Here is a 26,072-nt window from a genome sequence, read left to right on the forward strand (position 1 = left end):
AGAGCCTTATAGTTTGCCTTCGGCAGCCATATCCATGTACTCGGCTGTAAAGCGAAGTTTTACGTTACTTGAATCGCCATAAACACCTGATGGAGTTTCGATACCGATAAAGCTAGCATCTGGTGCACCTTCACCTAACAAACCGTGATGGTGCGAAAACTCGGCTACTTTAGCCATGGTGCTTTTTAAAGTTGCGCTATTGGTAAAATCAACAGCTTCTTGAGGTTGGTAGAACATTTTAGTAGACGCTAATTGCGCATCATAACCGGCCAAATCGGTACCTGATGCTTCAGCCATAAATGCACGAGCTTTCATTGCTGCTTCATCATCACCTGACATAGTGGCCATAATCTCGTACCACGCGCCAGTTAAAGCTTTACCTAGCTTAGGATCTTGCTTAAGCGTATCGGTGTTCACTACTAGCAAGTCGATGATCTCACCTGGGATCTTAGATGAATCGAACACCATGTTGGTATCTGGCATTGCCACAATTTCGCTTAGTAGCGGATTCCAAGTAGTAACAGCTGTTACATCTTTGGTAGTGAATGCAGCAACTAAATCGGCGTCGGAGGTGTTTTCAACTTTGATATCACGCTCTTTTAAGTCTACTGACTCTAAGGCGCGAGCTAACAAATAATGCGAAACACTTAACTCTACTAAGTTAACTTTTTCGCCTTTTATGTCAGCAAGGCTTTTATCACCTTTAAGTACTACACCGTCGTTACCATTTGAGAAGTCACCAACAATTAGAGCTGTCGAATCCACGCCACTGGCAGCAGGAATAGTTAGTGCGTCCATGTTGGTCATTACTGTGGCATCAAAACCACCGGCGGTGTATTGGTTAATTGACTCGATGTAGTCGTTCACCTGCACTACTTCGATATTGATATCGTATTTGTCGGCCCACTTATCAACAATGCCTGAGGCTGCACCATAGTCCCACGGCATCCAACCAACATAGATAGTCCAAGCGAGTTTATAAGTAGGTTTATCGGCGGCTTGGGCAGATACAACACTAAGCGCACTTGCGCTAACGATGGTGGCTGCTACTGCCAGGGTACGGAGTGGAGATTTAATTAGATTTATCATGGTCACCTCAATGTGGTTATGCACTTTAAAATAAAAACATGAGAGACGTATTTATTGTCATCTCCCGGGCTTTTATCCCTCCGTGTAACCTCTATGAGGTTGACAACTCTCGGTCCAGACACTGCGTTGCAGCCGGAACCCTAGATGTCTATTGCAAATTTTAAGCGGCTCTTGATGAGGCAGAGCCATACATCTCTCATGTCGCAAGTATTAAGTAGCAATGGATATGCCAACGCTAACGCATCCCTCTATCTAGGTATAAATCACTAAATGAAGCCCCAGTAATTGCTACCAAAAGGCACCATAACGGTGCAAATATGTGATTTATGCACCAAAACTTAATAAAACAAGGGCGTGTTACGCTGTGTGAGAAGAAAACAGTATTGTGGCTACAATATAAAGATAAGCAACGAGCAATCTACTGCGATGCTTCAAAGGCTTATATTCATCAACAACTTAAGTTAACAAGTGAAACTAGCGAGCCTTAAGTAAATCACTTATTGCTTTTAGCTATACCTATTTGATTTTTTATATTTATACTCGAATAACTAATTACATTAGCGTGATGAATTAAGCGTTCTTGATTGGCACTCAGCAAAAAGGAGTTATGCATGAGTAGTATTTTTTCCCCTGCCGTTTATTTAAGTGACAGAGTAGGTTTTAAATACAAGTTCATAATGTGGACTTGCTTGTTTTTAATGCCAATCGTTTATGGTTTTGGGTCAATTATCCTCACCATGAATAAAGAGATTACATTTACCGAGAATGAGTTAGCAGGATATGAGATTGTTAACCAACTGCCCGGTATCTTCAACTCGGTAGTGAGGCACCAGCATCTAAATACGCTAAGAACGATGGGCGCAGATTACGACAAAGATGAACTCAGCTCTATTCAGCAAGATTTAAATAGCACTCTGCAGCAACTAAGCTCGCAACTTTCTGGCGATAATAAAACGTCGATGGAGCAAGCCCAACAGAGCTGGCAGGCCCTAGCTGAAAGTAAAAGCTCTTTAGGTAAGCTGCTCATTGAACATGAAGCCTTTCTTAGACAAATTAGGGCCATCACCTATAGCGTAGCCGCGAGTAGTGGGTTAACTAGAGATCCTGAAGTAAGCAGTTATTACCTAATAGACATAGCTACCGCCCGTTTACCTATATTACAAAGCAACATAGCTAGGCTAAGAGATAAAGGAGGCGACATTGCTGACTTTGGCATTCTCGACGCTGAAGGTAATGCTGATCTTCAGTTTAGAACCGATAATGCCATCGAAGTGCTTAACGATATGGATAAAGCCTTGGCACAACTAATATCTTACGATAAACAGTTTGAAACTAAACTGGGTAAACAAGCCCAGCAAACTACCGAAAGCATAAAGCAAATCGTTAATTTGATTCGTGATGAAATTCTTAAAGACCAACAAGTTAAAACCAATACCGATACTGTTTTTCAGCTTGCGAATAACAGCTTAAGTCAAATCGAAGATTTTACCGCTGCTTCGCTTAGCTACTTTGGCGAAGAGTTAGGTAAGCGTAAAGCCAGTGCAGAACAAAAACGAGCCGTTATGCTGTTTGCCCTACTCGGGGTGCTACTAGCATGTTGCTATTTCATGATTGGTGCTTATCTATCCATTCGGCGCACCGTTAAACAAATTCGCTATGTTGCAGGTAGAGTTAATCAAGGCGACCTAAGCCAAGACTTAACAGTATATGGTTCTGACGAACTTGCTGACATTGCCCATGACTATAAAACCACCTTAGAAGCATTACGATCGTTGTTAGAGCAAGTTAAGAGCGGCTCTAAAGAAATGTTAATTGCTACCCAACAAATTGATGGCAAATCGCAAGAGGTGAGAGATGCGATTAATCAGCAGCAACTAGAAACGCAGCAAGTAGCTACTGCAGTTGCTGAGATGAATGCCACTGTTAACAACATGGCTGAAGATGCGAATAAAGCCGCAGACTCTACCCTAGCCTCCCAACAAGCAGTTGTTAACGGCCAAACGATTGTCAGCGAAACCATTTCGACGATTGGTTTGATAAATGAAGAAGTACTTACCACCTCTACCTCACTCAATCAGCTACAAGAGCAAACAAGTGCAATAGGTGGAGTTATCGATGTCATTAGAAACATTGCTGAACAAACGAATCTTTTAGCATTAAACGCAGCTATTGAAGCAGCTCGAGCTGGAGAACAAGGTCGTGGCTTTGCGGTGGTTGCTGATGAAGTGAGAACCCTTGCCAACAGAACCCAAACCTCAACTGATGAAATTCAGAAAATGATCGAAGGTTTACAATCTGGATCCTCGAGTTCAGTTAATGCCATGGCAAATGCTAGCAGCCGCGCACTTAGCGGTGTTGAACAAGCCGAAGAAGCCGGTGGCTCTTTTACCAATATTACTCAACGTGTAGACGAAGTTGTCGATTTGAACACTAACATCGCCAGCGCAATTGAAGAACAAAGTAAAGTAATGGACGAAGTGGAACTCAATATCGTACAAATATCTGATGGTGCCAATGCCGCGCTGCTTCTTGCAGATGAAGCGAGCCAAGCCAGTGGTAGCATTGGACAAGAAGTAGATAAGTTGCAGCAGATAGTTAATAAGTATCAACTGTAAGCTAAGTAACTTTATGAATAGCGCAAGGCAATGCGGCATGTGAATTCACATGCCGCCAATTTTTCTAGCAGTATGGCTGATCAATTAGATGCAATAGTTTTGTTCAAACAAAAAAGCCAGTAGCGTTAGCTACTGGCTTTTTTAATTGGTGCCCGGGGCCGGACTTGAACCGGCACGTCCTTTCAGACGAGGGATTTTAAATCCCTTGTGTCTACCAATTTCACCACCCGGGCAAAACTCTTCTTTGTAATGGAGGCGGGTCCCGGAGTCGAACCGAGGTCCACGGATTTGCAATCCGCTGCATAGCCACTCTGCCAACCCGCCAAACAGCGTTACAAATTTTGGAGCGGCACATCGGGTTCGAACCGATGACCTCAACCTTGGCAAGGTTGCGCTCTACCAACTGAGCTAGTGCCGCTTTATTCTTTATCACTATTTAGTGCAAGTGAGTAAGCAACTAGGTTGCACTACTCTTTATACTCACACTGAGCTAGTGCCGCTTTATTCTTTATCACTATTTAGTGCATGAGAGTAAACAACTAGGTTGCGCTACTCTATATACTCACACTGAGCTAGTGCCGCTTTATTCTTTATCACTATTTAGTGCATGTGAGTAAACAACCAGGTTGCGCTACTCTATATACCCACACTGAGCTAGTGCCGCTTTATTCTTTATCACTATTTAGTGCATGTGAGTAAACAACCAGGTTGCGCTACTCTATATACCCACACTGAGCTAGTGCCGCTTTAATCTTTAAACAAATTGGTGCCCGGGGCCGGACTTGAACCGGCACGTCCTTTCAGACGAGGGATTTTAAATCCCTTGTGTCTACCAATTTCACCACCCGGGCGACACGTTTTGTTGTTAACTAGGAGCTAGCCCCTGAAAACGAGTTGTACTTTAACGTATTACAGAAATGAGTCAACGGATTTTTTAAGGGAGTTGATTCAAGTGCTTAAAAAGCGATCTAGGCGCTGCCTTTTCACACCATTGCTGTATTTACGTTGCGAAAATAGGCGGCCTTTGCACACTACCAAAGTAAAACAGATATCGATAAACAAATGATTTGATGCGCTGATTAATTGCAACAATGAGATTAGCTGACAAGATGAGGAAAAACTTGGGAAGCTTGAGATATAGGATAGATAGAAGAGTTGGTGCCCGGGGCCGGACTTGAACCGGCACGTCCTTTCAGACGAGGGATTTTAAATCCCTTGTGTCTACCAATTTCACCACCCGGGCGACACAAATTTATAGTATGGAGGCGGGTCCCGGAGTCGAACCGAGGTCCACGGATTTGCAATCCGCTGCATAGCCACTCTGCCAACCCGCCATACTATGTGTGTTAAATTGGAGCGGCACATCGGGTTCGAACCGATGACCTCAACCTTGGCAAGGTTGCGCTCTACCAACTGAGCTAGTGCCGCTTCATCTGCTTTACTTGCTAGTATGAATAAATAGACAACTTAGGTTGCGCTACTTTTTATATCCACACTGAGCTAGTGCTGCTTCTTGCGTATTACCTAAGTAATTCGCCTTTAACACTCCAGCGTTGCCGCTGAATGTGCTGTGCATTTTAGCGACCTAAATCTTTACGTCAACTGTCTTTTAATAAGTTTCTTACTGTTCGTTGGATTTTTAGGCTAAAGCTACGATTTATTAATCATTTTGCTTTAATTCTGGCCACGCCAGCATTAAATAACTCACCATTGACCAAAGTGTAAGAACAGTTGCCACATAAAATAGTACGTAACTGGCCTGCGTAACAAAAGGGGCTACTTGTGCGGTTAAGCCGGTAATAGCTGCCATTTGAGCAGCTGTTTTATATTTTCCTATCCAAGATACCGCAACGCTTGAACGCTTACCAAGTTCTGCCATCCACTCTCGTAGGGCGGAAATAATAATTTCGCGGGATATCATGATAACCGCAGGAACAGTAACCCAAAAAGTCTGATAATGCTCTACCAACACCACTAAGGCTGCAACTACCATAGCCTTATCGGCCACTGGATCGAGAAATGCACCAAAAGGTGTGGTTTGCCCCAGGCGTCGCGCTAAGTATCCATCTAAATAATCTGTAGCAGCCGCTAAGCCGAAGATAAATGCAGCGGCCAACATGCCCCACTCTACGGGAAGGTAAAAAGCTATTAAGAAAAACGGAATTAATACAATTCTAAACGCGGTTAGTATATTTGGAATATTTATCATTATTTTTCATTTATAAAACTACTGCCGCTATGTTGCCTAATCTTGCCTAGTGATGCAACGAATCATAAATTTTTTGCGCTAAAGTAGGGCTAATTCCGGGAACTTTTTTAATTTCGTCAACACTAGCGCTTTTGAGCTGTTGCATTCCACCTAAATGCGTTAGCAATGCTTGACGCCGTTTGGCCCCTACTCCATCAATATCTTCCAACACACTAGTCTTACGCGCTTTGTCTCGACGATTACGATGACCGGTTATCGCAAAGCGATGGCTTTCGTCTCGAATATGTTGAATAAGATGCAATGCAGCGGAATCACTAGGTAAATGAATTTCGGTCATCGCTTTACCAATCAGCAGTGTCTCTAAGCCTGGTTTGCGGGTTGTGCCTTTAGCGACTCCCACCAACAAAGGCATGGGTTCTAGATTTAGTGGCTCAATGCTGGCAAAAGCTGCAGACAGCTGCCCTTTACCACCATCAATAAACAATACGTCGGGGATCTTTTCTGCTAACTGAGCTTTTTGGTAACGACGAGTTAATGCCTGCGCCATTGCGGCATAGTCATCTCCACCAGTAATGCCGTCGATGTTAAAGCGACGATACTCAGATTTGTTTGGCCCTTGTCTGTCAAACACCACGCATGAAGCCACCGTGCGCTCACCTTGGGTATGGCTGATATCAAAACACTCCATACGTTTAATTGGCTGTTCTTGCTTGAGCAGCGCTTCAAGTTCAGTGACCCGATGGTGAATGGTGGCTTCTTGATTTAGTTTGGTTAACAGGGCATTTTCTGCATTGGTATTTGCTAGCGCAACAAACCGCAGCTTCTCTCCACGTTTTGGTTGAGAAAGCTTTACTTTGCAATCGAGTTCACTTTCGATTGCAGCTTCTATCTCTGGCCAATCGCCTTCGATATCGGGCAACAGCACCTCATTAGGTTGGTTGCCTTTACGTTGTTCAGACAGGTAATACTGCATCACAAAACTGCGCAGTACTTCAGGTAAATCGGCTTGTTTAGGCACTTTAGGGTAATACGAACGACTACCTAGTACTTGACCATCACGGATAAGCAACAAATGAATAACGGCAATGCCATTTCTAAAAGCAAAACCCAATACGTCACTATGCTCGGTATTGCCACTCACAAACTGTTGCTCTTGAACTTTGCGTAAAGCTTGAATTTGGTCTCTAAAACCCGCGGCAGCTTCAAAATCTAAGCTATCGCTGGCCTTGGTCATCTTTTCGGCTAGTTGATTTATTACCTGTTGGCTTTTGCCCTTTAAGAACATACTCGCAAGATCTACTTGCTGTTGATAGTCTTCTTCACTAATTAAGTTTACACAGGGTCCTGAACAACGTTTAAGTTGATACTGAAGACAAGGACGTTGACGGTTGGCGTATTCACTATCGCTACACTGGCGAATAGGAAATAACTTCTGCATCAAATGCAGGCTTTCTCTTACCGCATTACCATTAGGATAAGGGCCAAAATAATCGCCTTTATTACGTTTAGCGCCTCGATGCATCGATATCCGCGGATGCTTGTGTTTACTTAAAAGAATATAGGGATAAGACTTATCGTCTCGCAACAGCACATTGTATTTGGGTAAGTGCTTTTTAATCAGGTTGTGTTCGAGAATAAGCGCTTCGGTTTCGGTATGCGTAACCGTAACTTCAACCCTTGCTATGTTTGAGACCAAGGCACGGGTTTTATTGCTGTCGACGTTTTTTCTAAAATAGCTACTTAAACGCTTCTTAAGCGATTTAGCTTTACCTACATAGATTACTTCATTAGCGGCGTTATACATCATGTATATGCCGCTAGCTTCGGTGACTTGGCTTAGAAATGCCTTACTATCAAATGGAGCGCTATCTTCGAGCAAAATTACAGCTTGTCTGTGTCTATCATGCCGTGGCGAATGGCTAAATGAGTTAACTCTACATCGCCGCTAATGTTCAACTTGCTAAACAAGCGGTAACGGTAAGAATTGACCGTTTTGGGGCTTAGGCTGAGCTGGTCAGAAATATCGGTAACCTTTTCGCCTTTGGTAATCATTAGCATTATCTGCAACTCGCGTTCAGATAAGCTTTGAAATGGATTGTCTTCTGCCGGATTAAACTGACTGAGAGCCATTTGCTGAGCGATCTCGGGTGACAGATAACGCTGCCCTACGTTAACCGCACGAATAGCTTGTAGCATTTCATCTGGGCCGGCACTTTTGGTTAAGTAACCACATGCGCCAGCTTGCATCACCTTGGTAGGAAATGGGTTTTCAGTATGAATAGTTAACACGATAATCTTAGCATCTGGATCGTAACGCAATATCTTGCGGGTAGCCTCTAAGCCACCAATTCCAGGCATATTCATATCCATTAAGATTACGTTGGCTTGGTTGCTTCTGCACCATTGAACGGCTTTCTCTCCGCTCTCGGCTTCACCAACCACTTTAAATCCTCGAACGTCTTCTAAAATGCGACGGATCCCTGTACGCACTAGCTCATGATCGTCAACCAGAAATACGTTTATCAAGCGTTTTCTCCGCTGTAACTAAAACATCAATCTACTAATTGGGCGGGTTGCCAGACCTTGCATCGTCTGCGCAGCAAACTTTATATCCCATCAGGATAATAATTTAAAGGCTTAAGCGATATAAGTTTAGAGTAGAACTGAGATTATTGGCAGTTTGCGCAATAAACTGGCAATTTATCCACATTGGATGTGAGGTAGTGCAGAAACGAAAAACGCCAGCGTAATGCTGGCGTTTTTCTGAATAATGGCGGAGGAGGAGAGATTTGAACTCTCGAAGGGCTATTAACCCTTGCCGGTTTTCAAGACCGGTGCATTCGACCACTCTGCCACCCCTCCGCAGCAACGGGGCGCATATTACCTAGCATTTTTAAGCTTGTAAACCGTCATCTTTGAATTTTTTGGAAATGTCTAACAATTGACTAAATGCTAGGCAAATTTTGGCCATAAAAAAGCCCAGCATAAGCCGGGCTTTTTAGCAGTTTGTCGCTAGCTTACTTAGGTAAGTAGCTCTTTCCCATTAAGAAGGTATCAACGGCTTGAGCTGCACCACGACCTTCGTTGATTGCCCAAACAATCAAACTTTGACCACGACGCGCATCACCAGCTGCAAACACACCTTTCACATTTGTGGCGTATTCACCGTAGGTTGCTTTAGCATTTGAACGAGCGTCTTTTTCAACACCTAGTTCGTCAATAATACCTGCTTCTGGACCCATGAAGCCCATAGCTAGCAATACTAAGTCAGCTTTGATGACTTCTTCACTGCCTTTTACTGGCTCAGGAATCATTTGGCCGTTAGCGTTTTTCGTCCAATTGATCTTGGTAGTATGAACTTCCGTCACGTTACCTTGCTCATCACCCACCATTTTCTGGGTCATAACTAGGTAACGACGCGGATCTTCACCTTGAATGGCAATCGCTTCGTCTTGACCGTAGTCACGCTTTAAAGTGCGCTTAAATTCTGGCCAAGGGTTGTCTTGAGCACGTTCTTGCGGAGGCTGAGGCATAATCTCTAGCTGCATTACGTTCTTACATCCGTGACGCAGTGAAGTCCCCACACAGTCAGTACCTGTATCACCACCACCAATAACCACAACGTGCTTATCTTTAGCGCTAATGTAACGGCCATCTTCTAGGTTGCTGTCTAGCAAGCTCTTAGTATTTTTACCCAAGAACTCCATCGCAAAATGAACACCGTTTAACTGGCGACCTTCTACAGGCAGGTCACGTGGAACCGTTGCGCCAGTGGCTAGCAATAGTGCATCGAAGTCTTCGTTCAAACGGTTAATAGAAATGTCTTTACCCACTTCTACTGAGGTTTTAAATACGATGCCTTCTTCACGCATGATTTCGATACGACGCTCAACGATTTCTTTTTGCAGCTTCATGTTCGGAATACCGTACATTAATAAGCCACCAACTCGGTCAGCACGTTCAAACACTGTTACTTTATGACCAGCAGAATTTAACTGAGCAGCAGCTGCTAAGCCAGCAGGGCCAGAGCCTACAATGGCGACTGTTTTGCCGCTGCGTTTAGCTGGAATGTTAGGTTTAACCCAACCTTCCTTAAATGCACGCTCAATAATGTTAACTTCTTGGCTCTTAATCGTTACTGGTGGAGCATTAATACCTAGTACACAAGAGTCTTCACATGGAGCTGGACATACTCGCCCAGTAAACTCCGGGAAGTTATTGGTTTTGTGTAAACGGTCAATCGCATCCTTCCAGCGACCACGGTATACCAGGTCATTCCACTCTGGAATCAAGTTGTTAATTGGACACCCAGCTACGCGTGGTGCGTAGTCTGAGTCACCAGAATGACAAAAAGGAATACCACAATCCATACAGCGAGAAGCTTGGTCTTTAACCGCTTCTTCGCTCATAGGCGTTTTAACTTCTAGCCAATCTATCAAACGCTCTGCTGGGTCGCGGTCTGTCGATAGCTTCCTGTCTATTTCCATAAATCCCGTTGGATTTGCCATGTCTCTCTCCTAAACCGCTTCAGCTTTTTGTTTGGCTTGTTCAGCCTTGGCTTTTTTCGCTTGCGCTACGCTATCAAGGTGCATATCGAATGCAGCTACCGCTACATCATAATCCGTTTCATGCTCACCCGTAGCTTTAGCTTCTTTCATGTAATTTTGCATACGCTCGTAGTCGGTAGGCATTACACGAACAAACATGCTAAGTGCGCTATCCCAATCAGCTAGCAATTCTTTTGCTACATCAGAGCCAGTTTGCTCTAAGTGATTTTCGATCAATGCTTTTAGCTCCGCTGCTTCAGCTGCATCATCAACGCCGCCTAGCTTAACCATTTCCATGTTACAACGTGAGGCAAATTGCTTGTTACGGTCTAATACGTACGCTACACCGCCAGACATACCAGCTGCGAAGTTACGACCTGTTTCACCAAGAATTACCGCTTTACCGCCGGTCATGTATTCACAACCGTGGTCACCTACGCCTTCAACAATGGCTGTTACACCAGAGTTACGAACACAGAAACGCTCGCCAGCTATACCGCGAATATAAGCCTCACCAGAAGTACCACCAAAGAAGGCTACGTTACCTACAATGATGTTCTTGCGTGCTTCGAACGGTGCGCTTGTATCTGGGTAAACCACTAACTTGGCGCCAGATAAGCCTTTACCGAAGTAATCGTTGGCATCGCCTTCAAGTTCAAACTTAATACCTTTAGCGGCAAAAGTACCAAAGCTTTGACCTGCGCTACCGTTGAATTTCACTTTAATCGTGTCTTCTGGTAGGCCTTCAGCGCCATAACGCTTAGATATTTCGTTCGACAACATAGTACCAACACTACGGTTGGTGTTGATGATCTCTGATTTCAAAGATACTTCTTCGCCACTCTCAAGCGCCTTAGCGGCATCTTTGATTAACTGGCGATCCACGATGTCGTGAATTAAGTGTTTTTGCTCTTGGCTGCAGTAAAGTGTTTCGTTACCACTGTCATCAGCTTTGTAAAGGATTGGAGATAAATCCACACCTTTGTATTTCCAATGATCAACATCGGTACGTGGTGTTAGACACTGGCTTTGGCCTACCATCTCATTAATTGAGCGGAAGCCTAGTTCAGCCATAATTTCACGTAAACCTTCAACCATCATTTTGAAGAAGTTAACAACGTGGTCAACTTGACCCGCGTAACGCTCACGTAAACGACGATCCTGAGTAGCAATACCCACTGGACAAGTGTTCAAGTGACACTTACGCATCATGGTACAACCTTCAACTACTAGAGCAGCAGTTGCTACGCCCCACTCTTCAGCACCTAGCAAAGTTGCTACAGCTAAATCGCGTGGTGTTTTAAGTTGACCATCGGCCTGTACAGTAATACGGCTACGTAGTTTATTTTGAATTAGCGTTTGATGCGTTTCTGCTAGACCTAACTCCCACGGTAGACCCGCGTGTTTAATTGAGCTAAGTGGAGAAGCACCAGTACCACCGTCGTAACCTGCGATAAGTACTACGTCGGCGTAACCTTTACATACACCAGAAGCAATTGTACCTACACCGGCTTCTGATACTAACTTAACGTTAATACGTGCATCGCGGTTAGCATTTTTCAAATCGTAGATCAGCTGGGCTAAATCTTCGATTGAGTAGATGTCGTGGTGTGGAGGTGGTGAAATTAGACCAACACCTGGTGTTGAGCCACGAGTTTTACCGATCCAAGCATCAACTTTATCACCTGGTAACTGACCACCCTCGCCCGGTTTCGCACCCTGCGCCATCTTGATCTGTAGCTCTTCAGCATTTGCCAAGTAATGGCTGGTTACACCAAAGCGACCAGAAGCAACCTGTTTGATCTTAGAGATCATTGAGTCGCCATTTTCCATAGGCTTAAAGCGAATTGGGTCTTCACCGCCCTCACCAGAGTTACTCTTACCGCCAATGCGGTTCATAGCAATTGCTAGTGTGGTATGTGCTTCCCAAGAAATAGAACCAAAGCTCATTGCACCAGTAGCAAAACGCTTAAGAATCGTTTCTGCTGATTCAACTTCACTTAACGGTACACTTTCACGGTCTGATTTAAACTTCAGTAAACCACGTAGCGTGAACGCTTCTTTAGCTTGGTTATCTACGTTTGCAGCGTATTCTTTAAACACTTTGTAGTCGTTAGTCGACGAAGCATTTTGTAGCAAACGAATCGTTGTTGGGTTAAATAGGTGACGTTCACCGTCTTTACGCCATGCGTACTCACCACCCGTTTTCAGGATTAGATCACTGAATGGGTTGTCGTCTGCAGGGAAACCTTCACGGTGACGGTTTAGCGCTTCTGTAGCGATACCGTCTAAGCTTAAACCTTCGATACGGGTCACTGTACCGGTGAAGTATTTTTTCACTACTTCAGAGTTAATACCTAGCGCTTCAAAGATTTGAGCACCTTGGTAAGACTGAAGTGTAGAAATACCCATCTTCGAGAAGATTTTTAGCAAGCCACTATTTACTGCTTTAGTGTAGCGCTCAACAACTTCATCGTTACTTAAGCTGCTTTCGATAATTGCTTGGTCGCGCATATCAAGAAGCGTTTCAATTGCTAAGTATGGGTTAACCGCTGCTGCGCCATAACCTAATACAGTTGCTAAATGGTGGGTTTCGCGAATATCGCCAGACTCAACAATTAGGTCTGCGTGAGCACGGATGCCTTCACGAATTAAGTAGTGATGAACTGCTGCTGTAGCAAGTACTGACGGTACTGCTGCGTGGTCACTATCTACTTTACGGTCACTCAAGATTAGAATTGAGAAACCATCATCTACCGCGTCTTTAGCGTGACGACAAATACGCTCAAGCGCTTTTTCTAACTCATTTTCTGCACCAGAGGCGTGGAAAGTAGTATGAATAGTCGCAGCTTGGAAGTGATTGTGATCAATGCTACGTAGCTTAGCTAACTGATCGTTAGTTAATACTGGTTGCTTAATCTCAACTTTACGACAATGCAGCGGCGTTTCTTCAAGTAAGTTTAAGTCCGCACCTACGTATGTACGTAGTGACATTACCATTTCTTCACGAATTGGGTCGATTGGCGGGTTAGTTACCTGGGCAAACAACTGTTTAAAGTAATGCGATAAGTGCGGGTTTTTATCAGATAAAATCGCTAGCGGCGTATCTGTTCCCATTGCACCAAGTGGTTCTTTAGAAGTACCAACCATCGGCTTTAATACCGCGTTAATATCTTCTTGGCTATAGCCAAATGCTTTTTGACGTTTTTCTAGGCTGTGTTGCGTAGCAAAACGGTCGTAACCTTCTGGTAATGGAAGATCATCTAAAACAATCTTGTTTTCTTCTACCCATTTGCCATAAGGCTGGCTAGAACACACTGTGTGTTTAACTTCATCATCAGCAACAATGCGGCCTTGTTCTAGGTCGGCAATGAAGATTTTACCTGGTTGCAAGCGGCCTTTTTGAACCACTTTAGATTGATCTACAACCAATGCACCTGTTTCAGAGCCCATTACCACTAAACCATCATCGGTTACTAAGTAACGAGAAGGACGTAAGCCGTTACGGTCAAGTGTTGCGCCAATTACTTTACCATCGGTAAATGAAATTGAAGCTGGGCCATCCCATGGTTCCATGATGCAAGAGTAGTACTCGTAGAAGGCACGCTTCACCGGGTCCATGTCATCTTGAGTTTGCCATGCTTCTGGCACAACCATCATCATTACTTGTTCAAGCGGACGACCACTTAATACAAGTAGCTCTACACACATGTCTAGGTTTGCAGAGTCTGAGCGAGAGATATCACAAACTGGATTGATCATATCCAGTTCTTCTTTGCTGAAGTTTACACTTGCAAGCAAAGACTCACGTGCGCGCATCCAGTTTACGTTACCTTTAACAGTGTTAATTTCACCATTATGTGCAATGTAACGGAACGGCTGTGCTAAACGCCATGCTGGGAAGGTGTTAGTAGAGAAGCGCGAGTGGAACATGGCAATTGCCGAAACCACACGAGAGTCTTGTAGGTCTAAGTAATACTTGCGTACTTGAGCCGTAGTTAACTGACCCTTGTACACAATAGTACGAGAAGACATCGAAGCCATGTAGAAGTCTTCATCTACACCAGCAACTGTCGCATCAGCAATGTGCAAGGTGTATTTACGTAAAACAAATAGCTTACGTTCGAAAACTTGCTGGTCTAAGTCAGCTGGACGCGCAATGAACACCTGTTCAATTTGCGGCTCATTATCTAGAGATGCTTGACCTAGGCTAGAGTTGTCTTTTGGAACTACGCGGTAACCTAATAAGGTTAGGCCTAGTTTTTCAATGTTACGGTTTAGTATCTCGCGACATTCGCGACGAATAGCTTCACCAGCAGGGAAGTAAACCATACCCACGCCGTACTCACCTGGTTTAGGTAAGCTGAAGCCCAATTTTGTTACTTCTTCGTTAAAAAACTCATGAGGAAGCTGAATGAGAATACCGGCGCCGTCTCCACTATCTACGTCACAACCAGTACCACCACGATGCTCCATGCAAGTAAGCATGGTTAATGCGTTTTCGATCACATCATGACTTTTACGCCCTTTTAAGTGGGCAACGAATCCGATACCACAGCTATCGTGTTCGAATTCTGGCCTATAAAGGCTCTTATTGTGTTGAGTTATGTTTGTCATCCAGTAATTCCTATTTACTGCTATATTAATGTTATTCAGACCGACAGGACCTTAGACATCAATAGTATTTTCATTTAAAGAGGAGCCCCACCATCTATCGATGATGTGTGAACAACTACCTTTCACAGATAATTATTCTAAAAACCTCCAAAACAACAGCATTCAATAACGCAGGAGCTAGTCCATTCGTCACGAAAGTAAACGAAATGCTACCACAGATATAATTTGAATTTCAGACTTGACTTGAAATTAAACACGATTTTTTTTTACAAAAATGCGTAAGAGACTAAAAAAGCGAGTTTTTTCTCACAAATAGTGCAGAAAAATTCACTATCACTTGATAATTTTGCGTTAAAGGCATCTTAACGTAATAAAATAACGTAATTTGTAAACCATTTTAAAGCATCATGTTGCTGAAAACGCTACCGAGAGTTACAAAAGAAAGCGATCTAACATTTACCTACAAAAAAGCCAGCGATAGACGCTGGCTTTTAGCTAAGGGTTTGCCCTTTAAGCTACATCAAACTCACGTTGTAGCGGCGGCATAACTTGTTTCTTGCGGCTAACTACGCCAGGTAGGTCGATAACTGAACCTTCAATAGTTCCACCTAAGGTAGAAGCAACCAGTGCAGCTTCATCACTACAAATTAAGCCAGTAGAGTTTAGGGTAGTAATGTCGGTTAACAGTACAAGAGCGGTGTGGTAGTTGTTTGCTTGTTTAAGCGCAACTAAGGCCGTTTCTAGTTCATCTAAACGGGCTAGTACCGGTTTTACTGAAGTAAGTTCTAATTGAGCAATGGCAAATTGTTTACCATTAATCTCATAAACTTTTTGATCTCTTAGTACTAACTCATCCGCAGGCACTGACGCCACATCAGATTTTGCTGCAAATTGCTCATCTGCAAATGCGTCAATATCTTCAACACCAGCGAGTAAAGCTAAGGCTTCTGCAGCTTCACGATCTACTGGTGTAAATGTTGGAGAGTTAAATTTAACTGTATCGCTTAAGATGGCGCCTAACATTAGGGTAGCGGCTTCTTTACTAGGCGTAATATTAGCTGCTTGATACATGCTATAAACAATAGTACAGCTACAACCTACTGGGCGGATCCAACACTCTAAAGGTTCTGCAGTAGTGATATCACCAAGTTTATGGTGGTCTACGATACCGCGGATGTTAGCTTTTTTAGCGTCTTTTGGCGCTTGCCCCCAATCAGAGTAATCAATTAGCCAAACATCTTCGCCAGCGATCTCTGTGCGCACTTCTGGTGCTGCAAAACCAATTTTGTCTAAGAGAAATTTGGCTTCAGGATTAGGTTCACCTTGAGCAATCGCTGTTGCTGGTGTGCCTTGCTTGGTTAATAACTCTGCTAACGATATTGCACCGGCAATACTGTCACAGTCTGGATTAGTATGTCCTAAAACTAACATCTGTTATCCGTCTCTCTTAATCGTTGAATGGTTTAGGCAAACTGCCCTGTTAATGCGCTGATCATAGGGCTATGTGATGGCGAGTGCAATACTAAGGAAGGTTTAAGCTTGTTGATTATTTCGCTTAATCAAAGCAATTTTGTTAAGTAGTTGAGCGTCTTAGGAAATTATTCGATGATAATTTGGTGAGGCTAAGCCCACTTTTAGATGGCGGATTTGATTTTATTTGTAAAAAAACTCGTTATACTACAATTTCGTTTTACATAACTTAACGAACTAACTCAGTCATAACGGAGTGAAAAAATGAATCAGCCGAGCACGATAAACTATAGCGCTGCATCGAAACTGGAAACAAATAAGGTATTGCGTAACACCTACGCCTTACTTTCGATGACCTTGTTTACCAGTGCCATTGCAGCATTCTTTGCAGTAGTCGCCGGAATTGGTAGCCTGGCATCTATTGGTATGATGGTTGCCGCCATGGTAATCGTATTCTTCGTTCTACCGAAAAGTATCAACTCTTCTATGGGTTTGGTTTGGACTTTTGTATTCACTTCATTGATGGGCGCCTCTTTAGGCCCGTTGCTTAGTGCTTACCTCCAATTCCCACAAGGTCCTGCTATTGTAATGCAAGCCCTTGGCATGACAGGCTTAATTTTCTTTGGCTTGTCTGGTTACGTGCTAACCACTAAGAAAGACTTCTCTTTTATGAGCGGTTTCTTAATGGCAGGCCTAATCGTTGTTGTAGTTAGCATGTTGCTTAACTTGTTTTTGCAAATCCCAATGCTTAGCCTAGCCATTAGTGGTGCAGCAGTACTGTTGTTTTCTGGCTTCATTCTTTATGATACCAGCAACATTCTAAACGGTAATGAAACCAACTACATACGTGCAACAATTTCAATGTACTTAAATGTATTCAACATTTTTGTTCACTTGCTAAGCATTTTAGGTTTCTTAAACGACGACTAAGCTATACAGCTGAAGGACTATTACGCCCTGTTCTCACAGGGCGTTTTTATTTATGGTACTTAATTTTAAACTAGATGCTTCCAAACTTAATTGGACCATAGCCTGTAAAGCCGCTGGTTTGGCTATGTTTATTCTCAGCCTAGGTTTGGTATTTAATTTAGACTTCGCTTTAACTGCAACACTTGGCGTGGTTGCGGCTGGACTTGCAGACAGCCCAGACTTTTATCAACATCGCCTGCAAAGCACCCTGTTGATGATGGCGAGCTTTTCTCTAGCCAGTGTCTCAGTTACTTTACTATTTCCCCTTCCCTGGCTATTTGCCATTGGCTTATTTTGTTCTAGCTATCTATTTATGCGCATGCCAGTGCTTGGGCAAAAGTACGGTGCAATTTCCCTGTGTTCGTTAATCATCGCTATTTATACGATGCTTGGTTACAACACCTACGAAAACCCTTGGTTACAACCCTTTTGGCTAGTGATAGGCGCTTTGAGTTACGCCTTACTCTCATTGCTTATTAATGCGCTATATCCAACCCGCTGGTTAGACAGACAGCTCGACCAAATATTTAAACAGATTAGTCTTTATCAATTAACTAAGACCCGCTTATTTCAACGCGAAGCAAACATCACAGATATACAAGTAAAGCTAACTGCTCAAAGCGCCGACATTGCAGAGCAATTGGGTGTTATTCGCCATGGATTATATGTTTATCAGCAGCGTAACAAGCAGCATGTTGGTTCCAGCCAAATGGACCGTTTTTTTAAAGCCCAGTTACTGCATGAACGCTTAAGCTCCTCACACTTAGACTATCAACGTTTACAAAGGGTTTTGCCAAGAACCTTACTAGCCGACACTAGAACAGTGTTAGTTAAAATCGCACGGGTTATTGGCGCAAAGCACCTCGATGCAAGCGCGGAGAAAGAATTAATATCCGCTGTCGATGATTTAGAAACAGCACGGGCAAATCTAAAAGACGTACCTCCCCGCTTTGCCTATATGCTAAAAAATTTGCATAAGGTTATCGCCTTATGCTTTAACGAACAGCATTTCCCCGAGCCTGAACATAGCTTCTCACCATTTACTCGAATATCGGTAAAACAATACCTGTCTCAGGCTGCTGATATCAGCCTAAGTATTAATCGCCATGCCTTGCGAATGGCCACGCTAATGCTACTTGCCTATGGATTAATCCAATTGTCTGGCGATGAACATGCCTACTGGCTAATGCTTAGTTGTTTACTGGTGGTAAAACCTAATTATCACGATACTAAAAAACGCGTAGATAAAAGAGTATACGGCACCATAGTTGGAGTTGGTTTCGCAGCGGCCTTGAGCTACTTACGTCTGCCTGATATAGCACTAACATCATTAATCCCCGGTTTAGTGCTGTTATTCTTTTTGTTCTTTCACCTTAATTACGCCATTTCGGTCGCCATGATTACGGTGTTTGTTGCCATCTCTCTCGATCTTCAAGGCTACCCAGCTAACGAAGCATTGATAGTGCGTACCTTAGTAACAGTAATTGGTGCCTTAATGGCAATGGCGGCACTTCGTTACCTGTGGCCCGATTGGCAACACAAACAAAGCAGAAAAATAATTAGTCAATTGTTTGCTAACACTGCCAATTATCAAACCGCTATTTTTAACCAATATTTTAATGGCGATGTTGAAGAAACCACTGATTTTCGATTAAGTCGTTACCACGCATATCAAAGCGAAGCAGAGCTAGTTCGACATTGGCAATACATGCTAGCGGAGCCCAGCCACAAGCAGCGTTTATCGCCAGACTTATATCAGCTAGTTGGTTTAAGCCATCACTTGTTATCGCACTTGTCTGCATTATCAACACACCGCACTCAACTACAATCCAATCAAGCGGCCGAGCGTTTGGCTTGTTTGGGCGAATTGATTCAAAGCGAATTACAATTGATGCATGATTACTTGTTACTAAAGGGGCCACATCGACCCATAGTGCAAGCAAACAACGATGCATTTACCCGAGCAATTAACCAACTTCTTCCCCAGTTAGTCGGCAACGAACTGTTGATTGCTTATCAACTGCAGTTAATCGGCAAAGACTTAAAGAAAATTCGTCAACTACTAGTAAATGGTAAGTGGTAAACTAGCCACAAGATAAAAAAGGCACAAAGTACACAATGATTGAATTTAACGGTCAGCAATTTGAAACCGATAAAAATGGTTATTTAGTCGACTTAAACAGTTGGTCGGAAGACCTAGCAGCGCATATAGCCCAGCTAGAAGAAATAGAAATGAGCGAAGCCCATTGGGAAGTGGTGAGGTTTGTTCGCAACTTCTACTTAGAATTTAATACTTCCCCGGCCATGCGAGCCTTAGTTAAAGCGATGGCAAAAAAGTTTGGCCCAGAAAAAGGTAATAGCCGTTACTTGTATAAGCTATTTCCGCAAGGCCCAGCAAAACAAGCCACTAAAGTTGCCGGGTTGCCTAAACCAGTAAAATGCATTTAACACTTGATTTGCATATAAAAAAAGCGCCTAAAGGCGCTTTTTTCTTTTAACCATTACTTAAACCGTAATGGTTTCTAAACCGCCCATATAAGGCTGCAATACTTCTGGAACCTTGATGCTACCATCGGCGTTTTGGTAGTTCTCTAATATAGCCACCAAAGTACGGCCTACTGCCAAACCAGAGCCATTTAATGAGTGCAGTAATTCAGGCTTCTTAGCGCCAGCAGCACGAAAACGTGCTTGCATGCGACGGGCCTGGAAATCTTCGCAGTTAGATACTGAAGAGATTTCGCGGTAAGCGTTCTGAGCCGGAACCCACACTTCCAAATCGTAGGTTTTTGTTGCACCAAAGCCCATGTCACCTGTACACAGCGTTACAACGCGGTAAGGAAGTTTAAGCTTTTGAAGGATGTTTTCGGCGTGTTGGCGCATCTCTTCTAATGCTTCGTAAGACTTCTCTGGATGAACCAGTTGCACCATTTCAACTTTGTCGAACTGGTGTTGGCGGATTAAACCACGCGTATCACGGCCATAAGAGCCCGCTTCACTGCGAAAACACGGCGTATGGGCAGTCATTCGAATCGGCAATTCAGCCTCTTCCACAATGCTGTCGCGTAACATGTTAGTGAGCGGTACTTCTGCAGTTGGGATTAAGCTCATGCCAATGCCTTCTTCGGTCGCTGGCTGAGTATGGAACAAATCCTTGCCAAATTTAGGCATTTGACCGGTGCCATATAAAGAGTCTGAGTTAACCAAGTAAGGAACGTACATTTCTTGGTAACCATGCTCCTCAGTATGCGTATCTAACATAAACTGAGCGATTGCACGGTGTAACTTAGCAATCTTGCCTTTCATTACAATGAAGCGTGAACCACTAATTTTAACTGCATTAGCAAAATCTAGCCCTTGTAAATCGCTACCTACATCAACGTGATCTTTAACCTCAAAATCAAAGCTTGGAAGTTCGCCCCAAGTATGTAATTCAACGTTTTCTTCTTCGTCTTTACCAATAGGCGCACTAGGATGAGGAAGATTAGGTAAAGTTAAAGCGTAATCTTTAATTTCTTCTAACAGCTCACTTAGTTCGGCTTTAGCAGCGTCGAGCTTTTCGCCAAGCTGGCCTACTTCTGCCAAAAGTGGCGCTATATCTTCACCACGACCTTTAGCTTGTCCGATAGATTTGGAACGGGTATTACGCTCATTTTGTAGTTCTTGGGTACGAACTTGCAGCTCTTTACGACGACTCTCTAGCTCTGTCAATCGTGCTACATCTAGTTCAAATCCACGAGTCTTTAAGCGCTCTGCGGTGGTTTCTATTTCGCCGCGCAACAAATTAGCGTCTAACATTCAATAACCTACTTCCAATTCTTGTCGTTAATTAAAGGCAAAGCTCCAATCTAGCCTACGGTAGTGAAGGCAAAATAAGCTTTGCTAATTATTTGGTTTCCAAAACTCGCTTATTATAAAGCAACTACTTACAGACACAATCGGGCTATAGGCTGGATTGAGTAATAAACTGAAAATAGTGTTGTTTATTGTTGGCTATTGCGCTTGTTGGTCTAAATTACGCAGGTATTCAAGCTTTTCAGCAATCTGCTTTTCTAAACCACGAGGCTCTGGATGGTAGAACTGATGGCCTAATAAAGGGTCTGGAAGATATTGTTGACCAGCAGAATATGCATTAGGTTCATCGTGAGAATAACGGTACTCTGCGCCATAACCTAGTTCCGCCATTAGCTTGGTTGGCGCATTTCTCAAATGCACAGGCACCTCGGCATCGCCGAACTCTTTTGCTGCAAGCCTAGCCGCTTTAAAAGCGGTATACACCGCGTTACTTTTAGGCGCACAGGCCAAATAAACCACAGCTTGAGCTATCGCCCGCTCCCCTTCGGCTGCGCCTACTCGGGTAAAGCAGTCCCAAGCGCTTACAGCAATTTGCATCGCGCGGGGATCGGCATTACCCACGTCTTCAGAGGCAATAGCTAAACATCTTCGCGCTACCGATAGAGGGTCACCACTAGCTTCCAAAATTCGACAGTACCAAAACAATGCAGCATCGGGCGATGAACCACGGATAGATTTATGTAGGGCTGACAACAAATCATAAAACTTATCACCGCCTTTATCTATATGACTATAGCGCTCTCCGGCAACTTGCTTGAGAAGATCAAAACTTAGTTGTTTCTGCTGGCCTTCGCCCTCAGCCAATTCACTCATCATCTCTAACAAGTTTAAGGCGCGGCGTGCATCCCCACTCACTAATGTGGAAAGCGCTTCTAATACACCTTCTTCAAAATTTAGTGTGTGTTGCTTTAGCAACTCATCTTCGTTAATTGCTCTATTCAACAGTTGTTGGATAGCCTCGCAGTCTAAAGCGCGTAATACATAAGTTTTGGCCCGTGATAATAAGGCATTATTAAGTTCGAAAGACGGATTTTCGGTAGTTGCGCCAATAAAGATAACAGTGCCGTTCTCAACATACGGTAAAAACGCATCTTGTTGGCTTTTGTTAAAGCGGTGCACTTCATCAACAAACAAAATGGTACGCCGACTAACCTGTTTGTTTTGCAGAGCACGGTCAATAGCCGCGCGTACTTCTTTTATCCCCCCGGTTACGGCTGAGATCTTTTCTACTTCCGCATCGGCATACAATGCGGCTAATTCTGCAATGGTGGTTTTTCCTGTACCAGGAGGCCCCCAAAGAATCATCGAGTGCAACTGCCCAGAAGAAATGGCTTTATGCAGAGGTTTGTCAGCGGCCAGAATGTGTTGCTGGCCGACATAATGCTCTAGTTTGCTGGGCCGCATTCTCGCAGCAAGAGGCCTAAAGTCGGCCTCAAAATTCAGCTCTAAGCTCATTAGCGTTGGTCATCAATCATAGTGTTCTTTGGGATCTCAAACTTAAACAGTTTTTCACTAAAGCTTGGATTGGCTTTAAAACCTTGAAGATCAAATTGGCTACGCTGTCCGGTACTTTCAATAATATCGAAGCGAGAAATACTATTATCAGCATTTAGCTTTACCCAAAAAGCAGCTTGTAGTGGGTCATCTTTAGACTTAACTAAAAATCCTTGTTGCTGTTTTTCTACCTGATAATTTTGCCAGCTTTCGCTGCGGTCATCTGCCAACAAGATGAATGGTGATTGATTGATGGCTTCACTCGCATCCATAATCGTTACTTGCTCAACAAACGGACTGTAATACCAAATGGTTGAGCCATCAGACACAATCATATCTTGCTCGGGCATCACTTGTTGCCAGTTTAACTTAGCAGGACGAGCTAAACTTAGTTTGCCTTCGGCTTCATGAATGCTTACGCCATCAGCATCTATCACGGTTTGTTTAAACTGCGCTTGAAACCCTTTTAAATCGGCAAGATGCGTTCTTAGCTCGCTAGCTGCGTCATTGGCAAATGCTTGGGCAGATAACAAAGCAGCAAAACTTATACTCAATAATTTTTTCATCTTTTCTCTTAATCAATTCTCACTGGAGGCGGCGCGATAACTTCCCGGTTACCGTTATGACCTGGTGCACTAACAATGCCCTGAGCTTCCATTTGCTCAACGATGCGAGCGGCGCGGTTGTAACCAATTTTAAATTTACGCTGTACGCCAGAAACCGAGCCACGGCGCGTTTCTGTAACGTGCATAACAGCTTGATCAAACAAAGCATCTAACTCTTCATCCGACTCTGCTACTTCACCTGGCAGCATAGCATCGGGGCCAGCCTCACCATTTAATATCTCATCAATGTAATCTGGCTCGCCACGTTCTTTCCAAGCTGATACCACAGCATGTACTTCGTGATCGTCCACAAATGCGCCGTGAACACGGGTTGGCACACCAGTGCCTGCCGGCAAATAAAGCATATCTCCCATACCTAGCAAGGTTTCAGCGCCTTGCTGGTCTAAGATGGTACGTGAATCAATACGACTAGAAACTTGGAATGCCATACGAGTTGGAATATTCGCTTTAATTAGACCGGTAATAACATCTACCGATGGCCGCTGAGTAGCTAACACCAAATGAATACCTGCCGCACGGGCTTTTTGTGCAATACGTGCAATTAACTCTTCAACTTTTTTACCCACAATCATCATCATGTCGGCAAATTCGTCAATGATAACCACAATATGAGGCAGTTTTTCTAAGGTTGGCGCAGTTTCAGCCATACTGTCTTCGGGCTTCCACAATGGATCAACAATTGGGTTGCCGGACTCAATAGCATCTACCACTTTTTGGTTGAAACCTTTAAGGTTTCGCACACCCATTGCAGACATTAACTTGTAGCGTCTTTCCATTTCGCCAACACACCAACGTAAAGCATTCGCCGCTTCTTTCATGTCGGTAACAACTTCAGACAACAAATGAGGAATACCCTCGTAAACTGAAAGCTCCAACATTTTGGGGTCAATCATAATCATCCGAACATCTTCTGGTGTTGATTTATACAGAAGACTCACAATCATTACGTTTACGCCCACCGACTTACCAGAACCAGTAGTACCTGCAACTAACAAGTGAGGCATTTTTGCCAAATCAGCGACCACCGGTTGACCGGCGATATCTTTGCCTAACACCATAGCTAAAGGCGACTTTGACTGATGGAAGGTACTGCTATCAATAACTTCGCTAAGATAAACAATCTCACGATAACGGTTAGGTAATTCTAATCCAATCACCGATTTACCAGGTATCACTTCCACTACCCGCACACTAATAGCAGACAGCGCGCGTGCTAAATCTTTAGACAAGTTAGTAATTTTGCTAACTTTAACCCCTGGCGCTAAATCGAGCTCAAAACGGGTAATCACTGGGCCTGGATGAACGGCAACTACCGATGCTTGAATATTAAAATCAAGCAGCTTTGCTTCAACCAAACGAGAAACTTGCTCTAATTCTTCTGGTGAAATTGGGTTAGCTTTTTTGTCGGGTCTATCTAATAAGTTCATATCAGGTAAACGGCTTAACCTAGGTTGAGCAGGTTTTACCGGCGATGCGGGTTTAGCTGCAGGCGGTTTAGCCACTGCAACAGTTTCACCGTCAAAGGGAATATCTGGCATGGGCTCAGGAGCAGTATCATCGATAATCACACTTGGTGGATCAATCGCTTCGTCTTCGTAAGCAAATTCAATATCTTCTTTAGCCTGTGACAACTCTGCTTCAAAGTCACTGTCCATGGAGAAACTTGGCTCAACAGCAACAGAGGTTTCTGGTTCTGAGTAAACAGTTTGCTCGAGCGTTGGCTCTTGATATGTATTTTGCTCTTCAACAAAATCCTGTTGAAGTTCAGCATCACCTACAGATAAATCACTTTGAGCAGGTTCTTGTGATGAAGGCTCAGTAGCAAAATCCCTCATAAGAACATCTTGCTCTAACTCGCGCTGTTTTTTATTACGTAAACGTTCAGGAAAACTCACTATTGCACGGTAAGATGAGTTAAGACCTCCACCAAGTTGCTCTACAAACTGAACCCAAGACTGACCGGTAAACAAGGTAATACCACCGGCAAAAACGGCTAATAAAATAATGCTAGTGCCAAGCAAGCCAAACACTGGAATCATTAGCTGAGTGAAGATATCTCCCACTAAGCCTCCTGAAGAAAAGAAATGAAAATCATCAATATGAATGCTCGCTAGCGTGGTTAAGCTAACGAAGGTGAATACAAAGCCAATTAGCCTGAGACCTAAAGTGAAGAAGTTTACTTGGGCTACCGGACAAGGGCGCCAAAACAAGGCCCAAGCCAACAAGCCACAAATAAACGGCATGCTATAAGCCATAAAACCAAAACTAAACAACAGTAAGTCGGCAAACCAAGCACCAGAACTTCCCGCAGCATTAGCAATACTTTGCTGACCAGCAGTTTGCGACCAACTAGGATCGCTCGGATTAAAACTTAATAAGGCTACCATTAGGTAAACACCTAAAGCGCCCATTGCGATGGCACACACTTCCGCAATTCGAGCAAAGCCAGACAATTTGCTGTCTGTAGTATCTGTCACAAGCGTTCCCTTGAACTAAAAATATCCAATAATTATTCTGTTTGTCTAAAAACAAAACAAGCGGCTATAGCCGCTTGTTTAACTTTATCAAAAATGAATTGGAGGGG

General features: G+C 43.6%; 15 protein-coding genes, 8 tRNA genes and 1 riboswitch. Of the genes, 4 read left to right on the forward strand and 19 right to left on the reverse strand.

The genetic code is table 11. The features are described 5' to 3' along the window. Positions 1-6: 6 nt before the first annotated feature. Positions 7-1,089 (reverse strand): putative urea ABC transporter substrate-binding protein, encoded by a 1,083-nt coding sequence (locus OV592_RS11830; RefSeq protein ID WP_016403085.1) that lies wholly within the window; start codon positions 1,087-1,089, stop codon positions 7-9. Between the two features lie 59 nt (positions 1,090-1,148). Beyond that, positions 1,149-1,244, reverse strand: a riboswitch (guanidine-I (ykkC/yxkD leader). Positions 1,245-1,700: 456 nt separating this feature from the next. Between OV592_RS11830 and OV592_RS11835 the strand changes: the two genes are divergently transcribed. Then, positions 1,701-3,704, forward strand: coding sequence for a methyl-accepting chemotaxis protein (locus OV592_RS11835; protein WP_406608718.1), 2,004 nt, complete (start codon positions 1,701-1,703; stop codon positions 3,702-3,704). Positions 3,705-3,850: 146 nt separating this feature from the next. Here OV592_RS11835 and OV592_RS11840 read toward each other — a convergent pair. The 14 genes from OV592_RS11840 to OV592_RS11905 all read right to left on the reverse strand — a co-directional run bounded on the left by OV592_RS11840 (position 3,851) and on the right by OV592_RS11905 (position 16,508). Continuing rightward, positions 3,851-3,937: transfer RNA gene (locus OV592_RS11840), tRNA-Leu, on the reverse strand. A gap of 17 nt (positions 3,938-3,954) precedes the next feature. Beyond that, positions 3,955-4,028, reverse strand: a tRNA-Cys gene (locus OV592_RS11845). An 18-nt stretch (positions 4,029-4,046) separates the two neighbouring features. Further along, a tRNA-Gly gene (locus OV592_RS11850) sits at positions 4,047-4,122 on the reverse strand. 346 nt (positions 4,123-4,468) lie between these two features. Continuing rightward, positions 4,469-4,555 (reverse strand) — tRNA-Leu (locus OV592_RS11855). A gap of 305 nt (positions 4,556-4,860) precedes the next feature. After that, a tRNA-Leu gene (locus tag OV592_RS11860) sits at positions 4,861-4,947 on the reverse strand. Between the two features lie 17 nt (positions 4,948-4,964). Further along, positions 4,965-5,038 (reverse strand) — tRNA-Cys (locus tag OV592_RS11865). 18 nt (positions 5,039-5,056) lie between these two features. Further along, positions 5,057-5,132 (reverse strand) — tRNA-Gly (locus OV592_RS11870). 232 nt (positions 5,133-5,364) lie between these two features. Then, positions 5,365-5,916 carry a CDP-diacylglycerol--glycerol-3-phosphate 3-phosphatidyltransferase gene (gene pgsA, locus OV592_RS11875; RefSeq protein WP_406611429.1) on the reverse strand — a complete coding sequence of 184 codons (552 nt, stop codon included), beginning with the start codon at positions 5,914-5,916 and terminating at the stop codon, positions 5,365-5,367. 43 nt (positions 5,917-5,959) lie between these two features. Further along, the gene (gene uvrC, locus OV592_RS11880; protein WP_406608719.1) at positions 5,960-7,792 is read right to left on the reverse strand and encodes an excinuclease ABC subunit UvrC; all 1,833 of its coding nucleotides are present in this window, start codon (positions 7,790-7,792) and stop codon (positions 5,960-5,962) included. Positions 7,793-7,794: 2 nt separating this feature from the next. Beyond that, entirely contained in the window at positions 7,795-8,439 is a 645-nt protein-coding gene (gene uvrY / locus OV592_RS11885; RefSeq protein ID WP_016401014.1) for a UvrY/SirA/GacA family response regulator transcription factor, read from the reverse strand. Between the two features lie 245 nt (positions 8,440-8,684). Beyond that, positions 8,685-8,775, reverse strand: a tRNA-Ser gene (locus OV592_RS11890). Between the two features lie 155 nt (positions 8,776-8,930). Beyond that, a complete protein-coding gene (locus OV592_RS11895; protein WP_152782604.1) occupies positions 8,931-10,421 on the reverse strand; it encodes a glutamate synthase subunit beta in 1,491 nt (496 codons plus the stop codon). Positions 10,422-10,430: 9 nt separating this feature from the next. Further along, a complete protein-coding gene (gltB, locus tag OV592_RS11900; RefSeq protein WP_406608720.1) occupies positions 10,431-15,077 on the reverse strand; it encodes a glutamate synthase large subunit in 4,647 nt (1,548 codons plus the stop codon). 510 nt (positions 15,078-15,587) lie between these two features. After that, positions 15,588-16,508: a manganese-dependent inorganic pyrophosphatase gene (locus tag OV592_RS11905; RefSeq protein WP_221077477.1), complete on the reverse strand. Its 921-nt coding sequence runs from the start codon at positions 16,506-16,508 to the stop codon at positions 15,588-15,590. 303 nt (positions 16,509-16,811) lie between these two features. On the opposite strand from OV592_RS11905, the gene OV592_RS11910 reads away from it, so the two are divergent. The 3 genes from OV592_RS11910 to OV592_RS11920 are packed head-to-tail and all read left to right on the forward strand — an operon-like array spanning position 16,812 to position 19,964. Further along, positions 16,812-17,477 carry a Bax inhibitor-1/YccA family protein gene (locus OV592_RS11910; protein WP_016401019.1) on the forward strand — a complete coding sequence of 222 codons (666 nt, stop codon included), beginning with the start codon at positions 16,812-16,814 and terminating at the stop codon, positions 17,475-17,477. Between the two features lie 52 nt (positions 17,478-17,529). After that, positions 17,530-19,599, forward strand: a complete 2,070-nt coding sequence (locus OV592_RS11915) for an FUSC family membrane protein (RefSeq protein ID WP_406608721.1) — start codon at positions 17,530-17,532, stop codon at positions 19,597-19,599. A 35-nt stretch (positions 19,600-19,634) separates the two neighbouring features. Further along, positions 19,635-19,964 (forward strand): TusE/DsrC/DsvC family sulfur relay protein, encoded by a 330-nt coding sequence (locus OV592_RS11920; RefSeq protein ID WP_152782594.1) that lies wholly within the window; start codon positions 19,635-19,637, stop codon positions 19,962-19,964. A gap of 57 nt (positions 19,965-20,021) precedes the next feature. On the opposite strand, the gene serS is transcribed toward OV592_RS11920, so the two are convergent. The 4 genes from serS to OV592_RS11940 all read right to left on the reverse strand — a co-directional run bounded on the left by serS (position 20,022) and on the right by OV592_RS11940 (position 25,965). Next, positions 20,022-21,311, reverse strand: a complete 1,290-nt coding sequence (serS, locus tag OV592_RS11925) for a serine--tRNA ligase (protein WP_406608722.1) — start codon at positions 21,309-21,311, stop codon at positions 20,022-20,024. A 195-nt stretch (positions 21,312-21,506) separates the two neighbouring features. Further along, on the reverse strand, positions 21,507-22,823 hold the full coding sequence (locus OV592_RS11930) for a replication-associated recombination protein A (protein WP_338621420.1): 1,317 nt from the start codon (positions 22,821-22,823) through the stop codon (positions 21,507-21,509). After that, on the reverse strand, positions 22,823-23,428 hold the full coding sequence (lolA, locus tag OV592_RS11935; RefSeq protein ID WP_406608723.1) for an outer membrane lipoprotein chaperone LolA: 606 nt from the start codon (positions 23,426-23,428) through the stop codon (positions 22,823-22,825). Before lolA ends, OV592_RS11930 begins: the two co-directional genes overlap by 1 nt. A gap of 8 nt (positions 23,429-23,436) precedes the next feature. Next, positions 23,437-25,965 carry a DNA translocase FtsK gene (locus OV592_RS11940; RefSeq protein WP_406608724.1) on the reverse strand — a complete coding sequence of 843 codons (2,529 nt, stop codon included), beginning with the start codon at positions 25,963-25,965 and terminating at the stop codon, positions 23,437-23,439. Positions 25,966-26,072: the final 107 nt, after the last annotated feature.

The sequence above is a fragment of the Agarivorans sp. JK6 genome (assembly GCF_045277145.1).
Classification (GTDB): domain Bacteria; phylum Pseudomonadota; class Gammaproteobacteria; order Enterobacterales; family Celerinatantimonadaceae; genus Agarivorans; species Agarivorans albus.

Coding starts and splice junctions, on each gene's coding strand:
- OV592_RS11830 (WP_016403085.1), bottom strand. CDS start 1,089: ATGATAAATCTAATTAAATCTCCACTCCGTACCCTGGCAGTAGCAGCC.
- OV592_RS11835 (WP_406608718.1), top strand. CDS start 1,701: ATGAGTAGTATTTTTTCCCCTGCCGTTTATTTAAGTGACAGAGTAGGT.
- OV592_RS11895 (WP_152782604.1), bottom strand. CDS start 10,421: ATGGCAAATCCAACGGGATTTATGGAAATAGACAGGAAGCTATCGACA.
- gltB (WP_406608720.1), bottom strand. CDS start 15,077: ATGACAAACATAACTCAACACAATAAGAGCCTTTATAGGCCAGAATTC.
- OV592_RS11905 (WP_221077477.1), bottom strand. CDS start 16,508: ATGTTAGTTTTAGGACATACTAATCCAGACTGTGACAGTATTGCCGGT.
- OV592_RS11910 (WP_016401019.1), top strand. CDS start 16,812: ATGAATCAGCCGAGCACGATAAACTATAGCGCTGCATCGAAACTGGAA.
- OV592_RS11915 (WP_406608721.1), top strand. CDS start 17,530: ATGGTACTTAATTTTAAACTAGATGCTTCCAAACTTAATTGGACCATA.
- OV592_RS11920 (WP_152782594.1), top strand. CDS start 19,635: ATGATTGAATTTAACGGTCAGCAATTTGAAACCGATAAAAATGGTTAT.
- serS (WP_406608722.1), bottom strand. CDS start 21,311: ATGTTAGACGCTAATTTGTTGCGCGGCGAAATAGAAACCACCGCAGAG.
- OV592_RS11930 (WP_338621420.1), bottom strand. CDS start 22,823: ATGAGCTTAGAGCTGAATTTTGAGGCCGACTTTAGGCCTCTTGCTGCG.
- lolA (WP_406608723.1), bottom strand. CDS start 23,428: ATGAAAAAATTATTGAGTATAAGTTTTGCTGCTTTGTTATCTGCCCAA.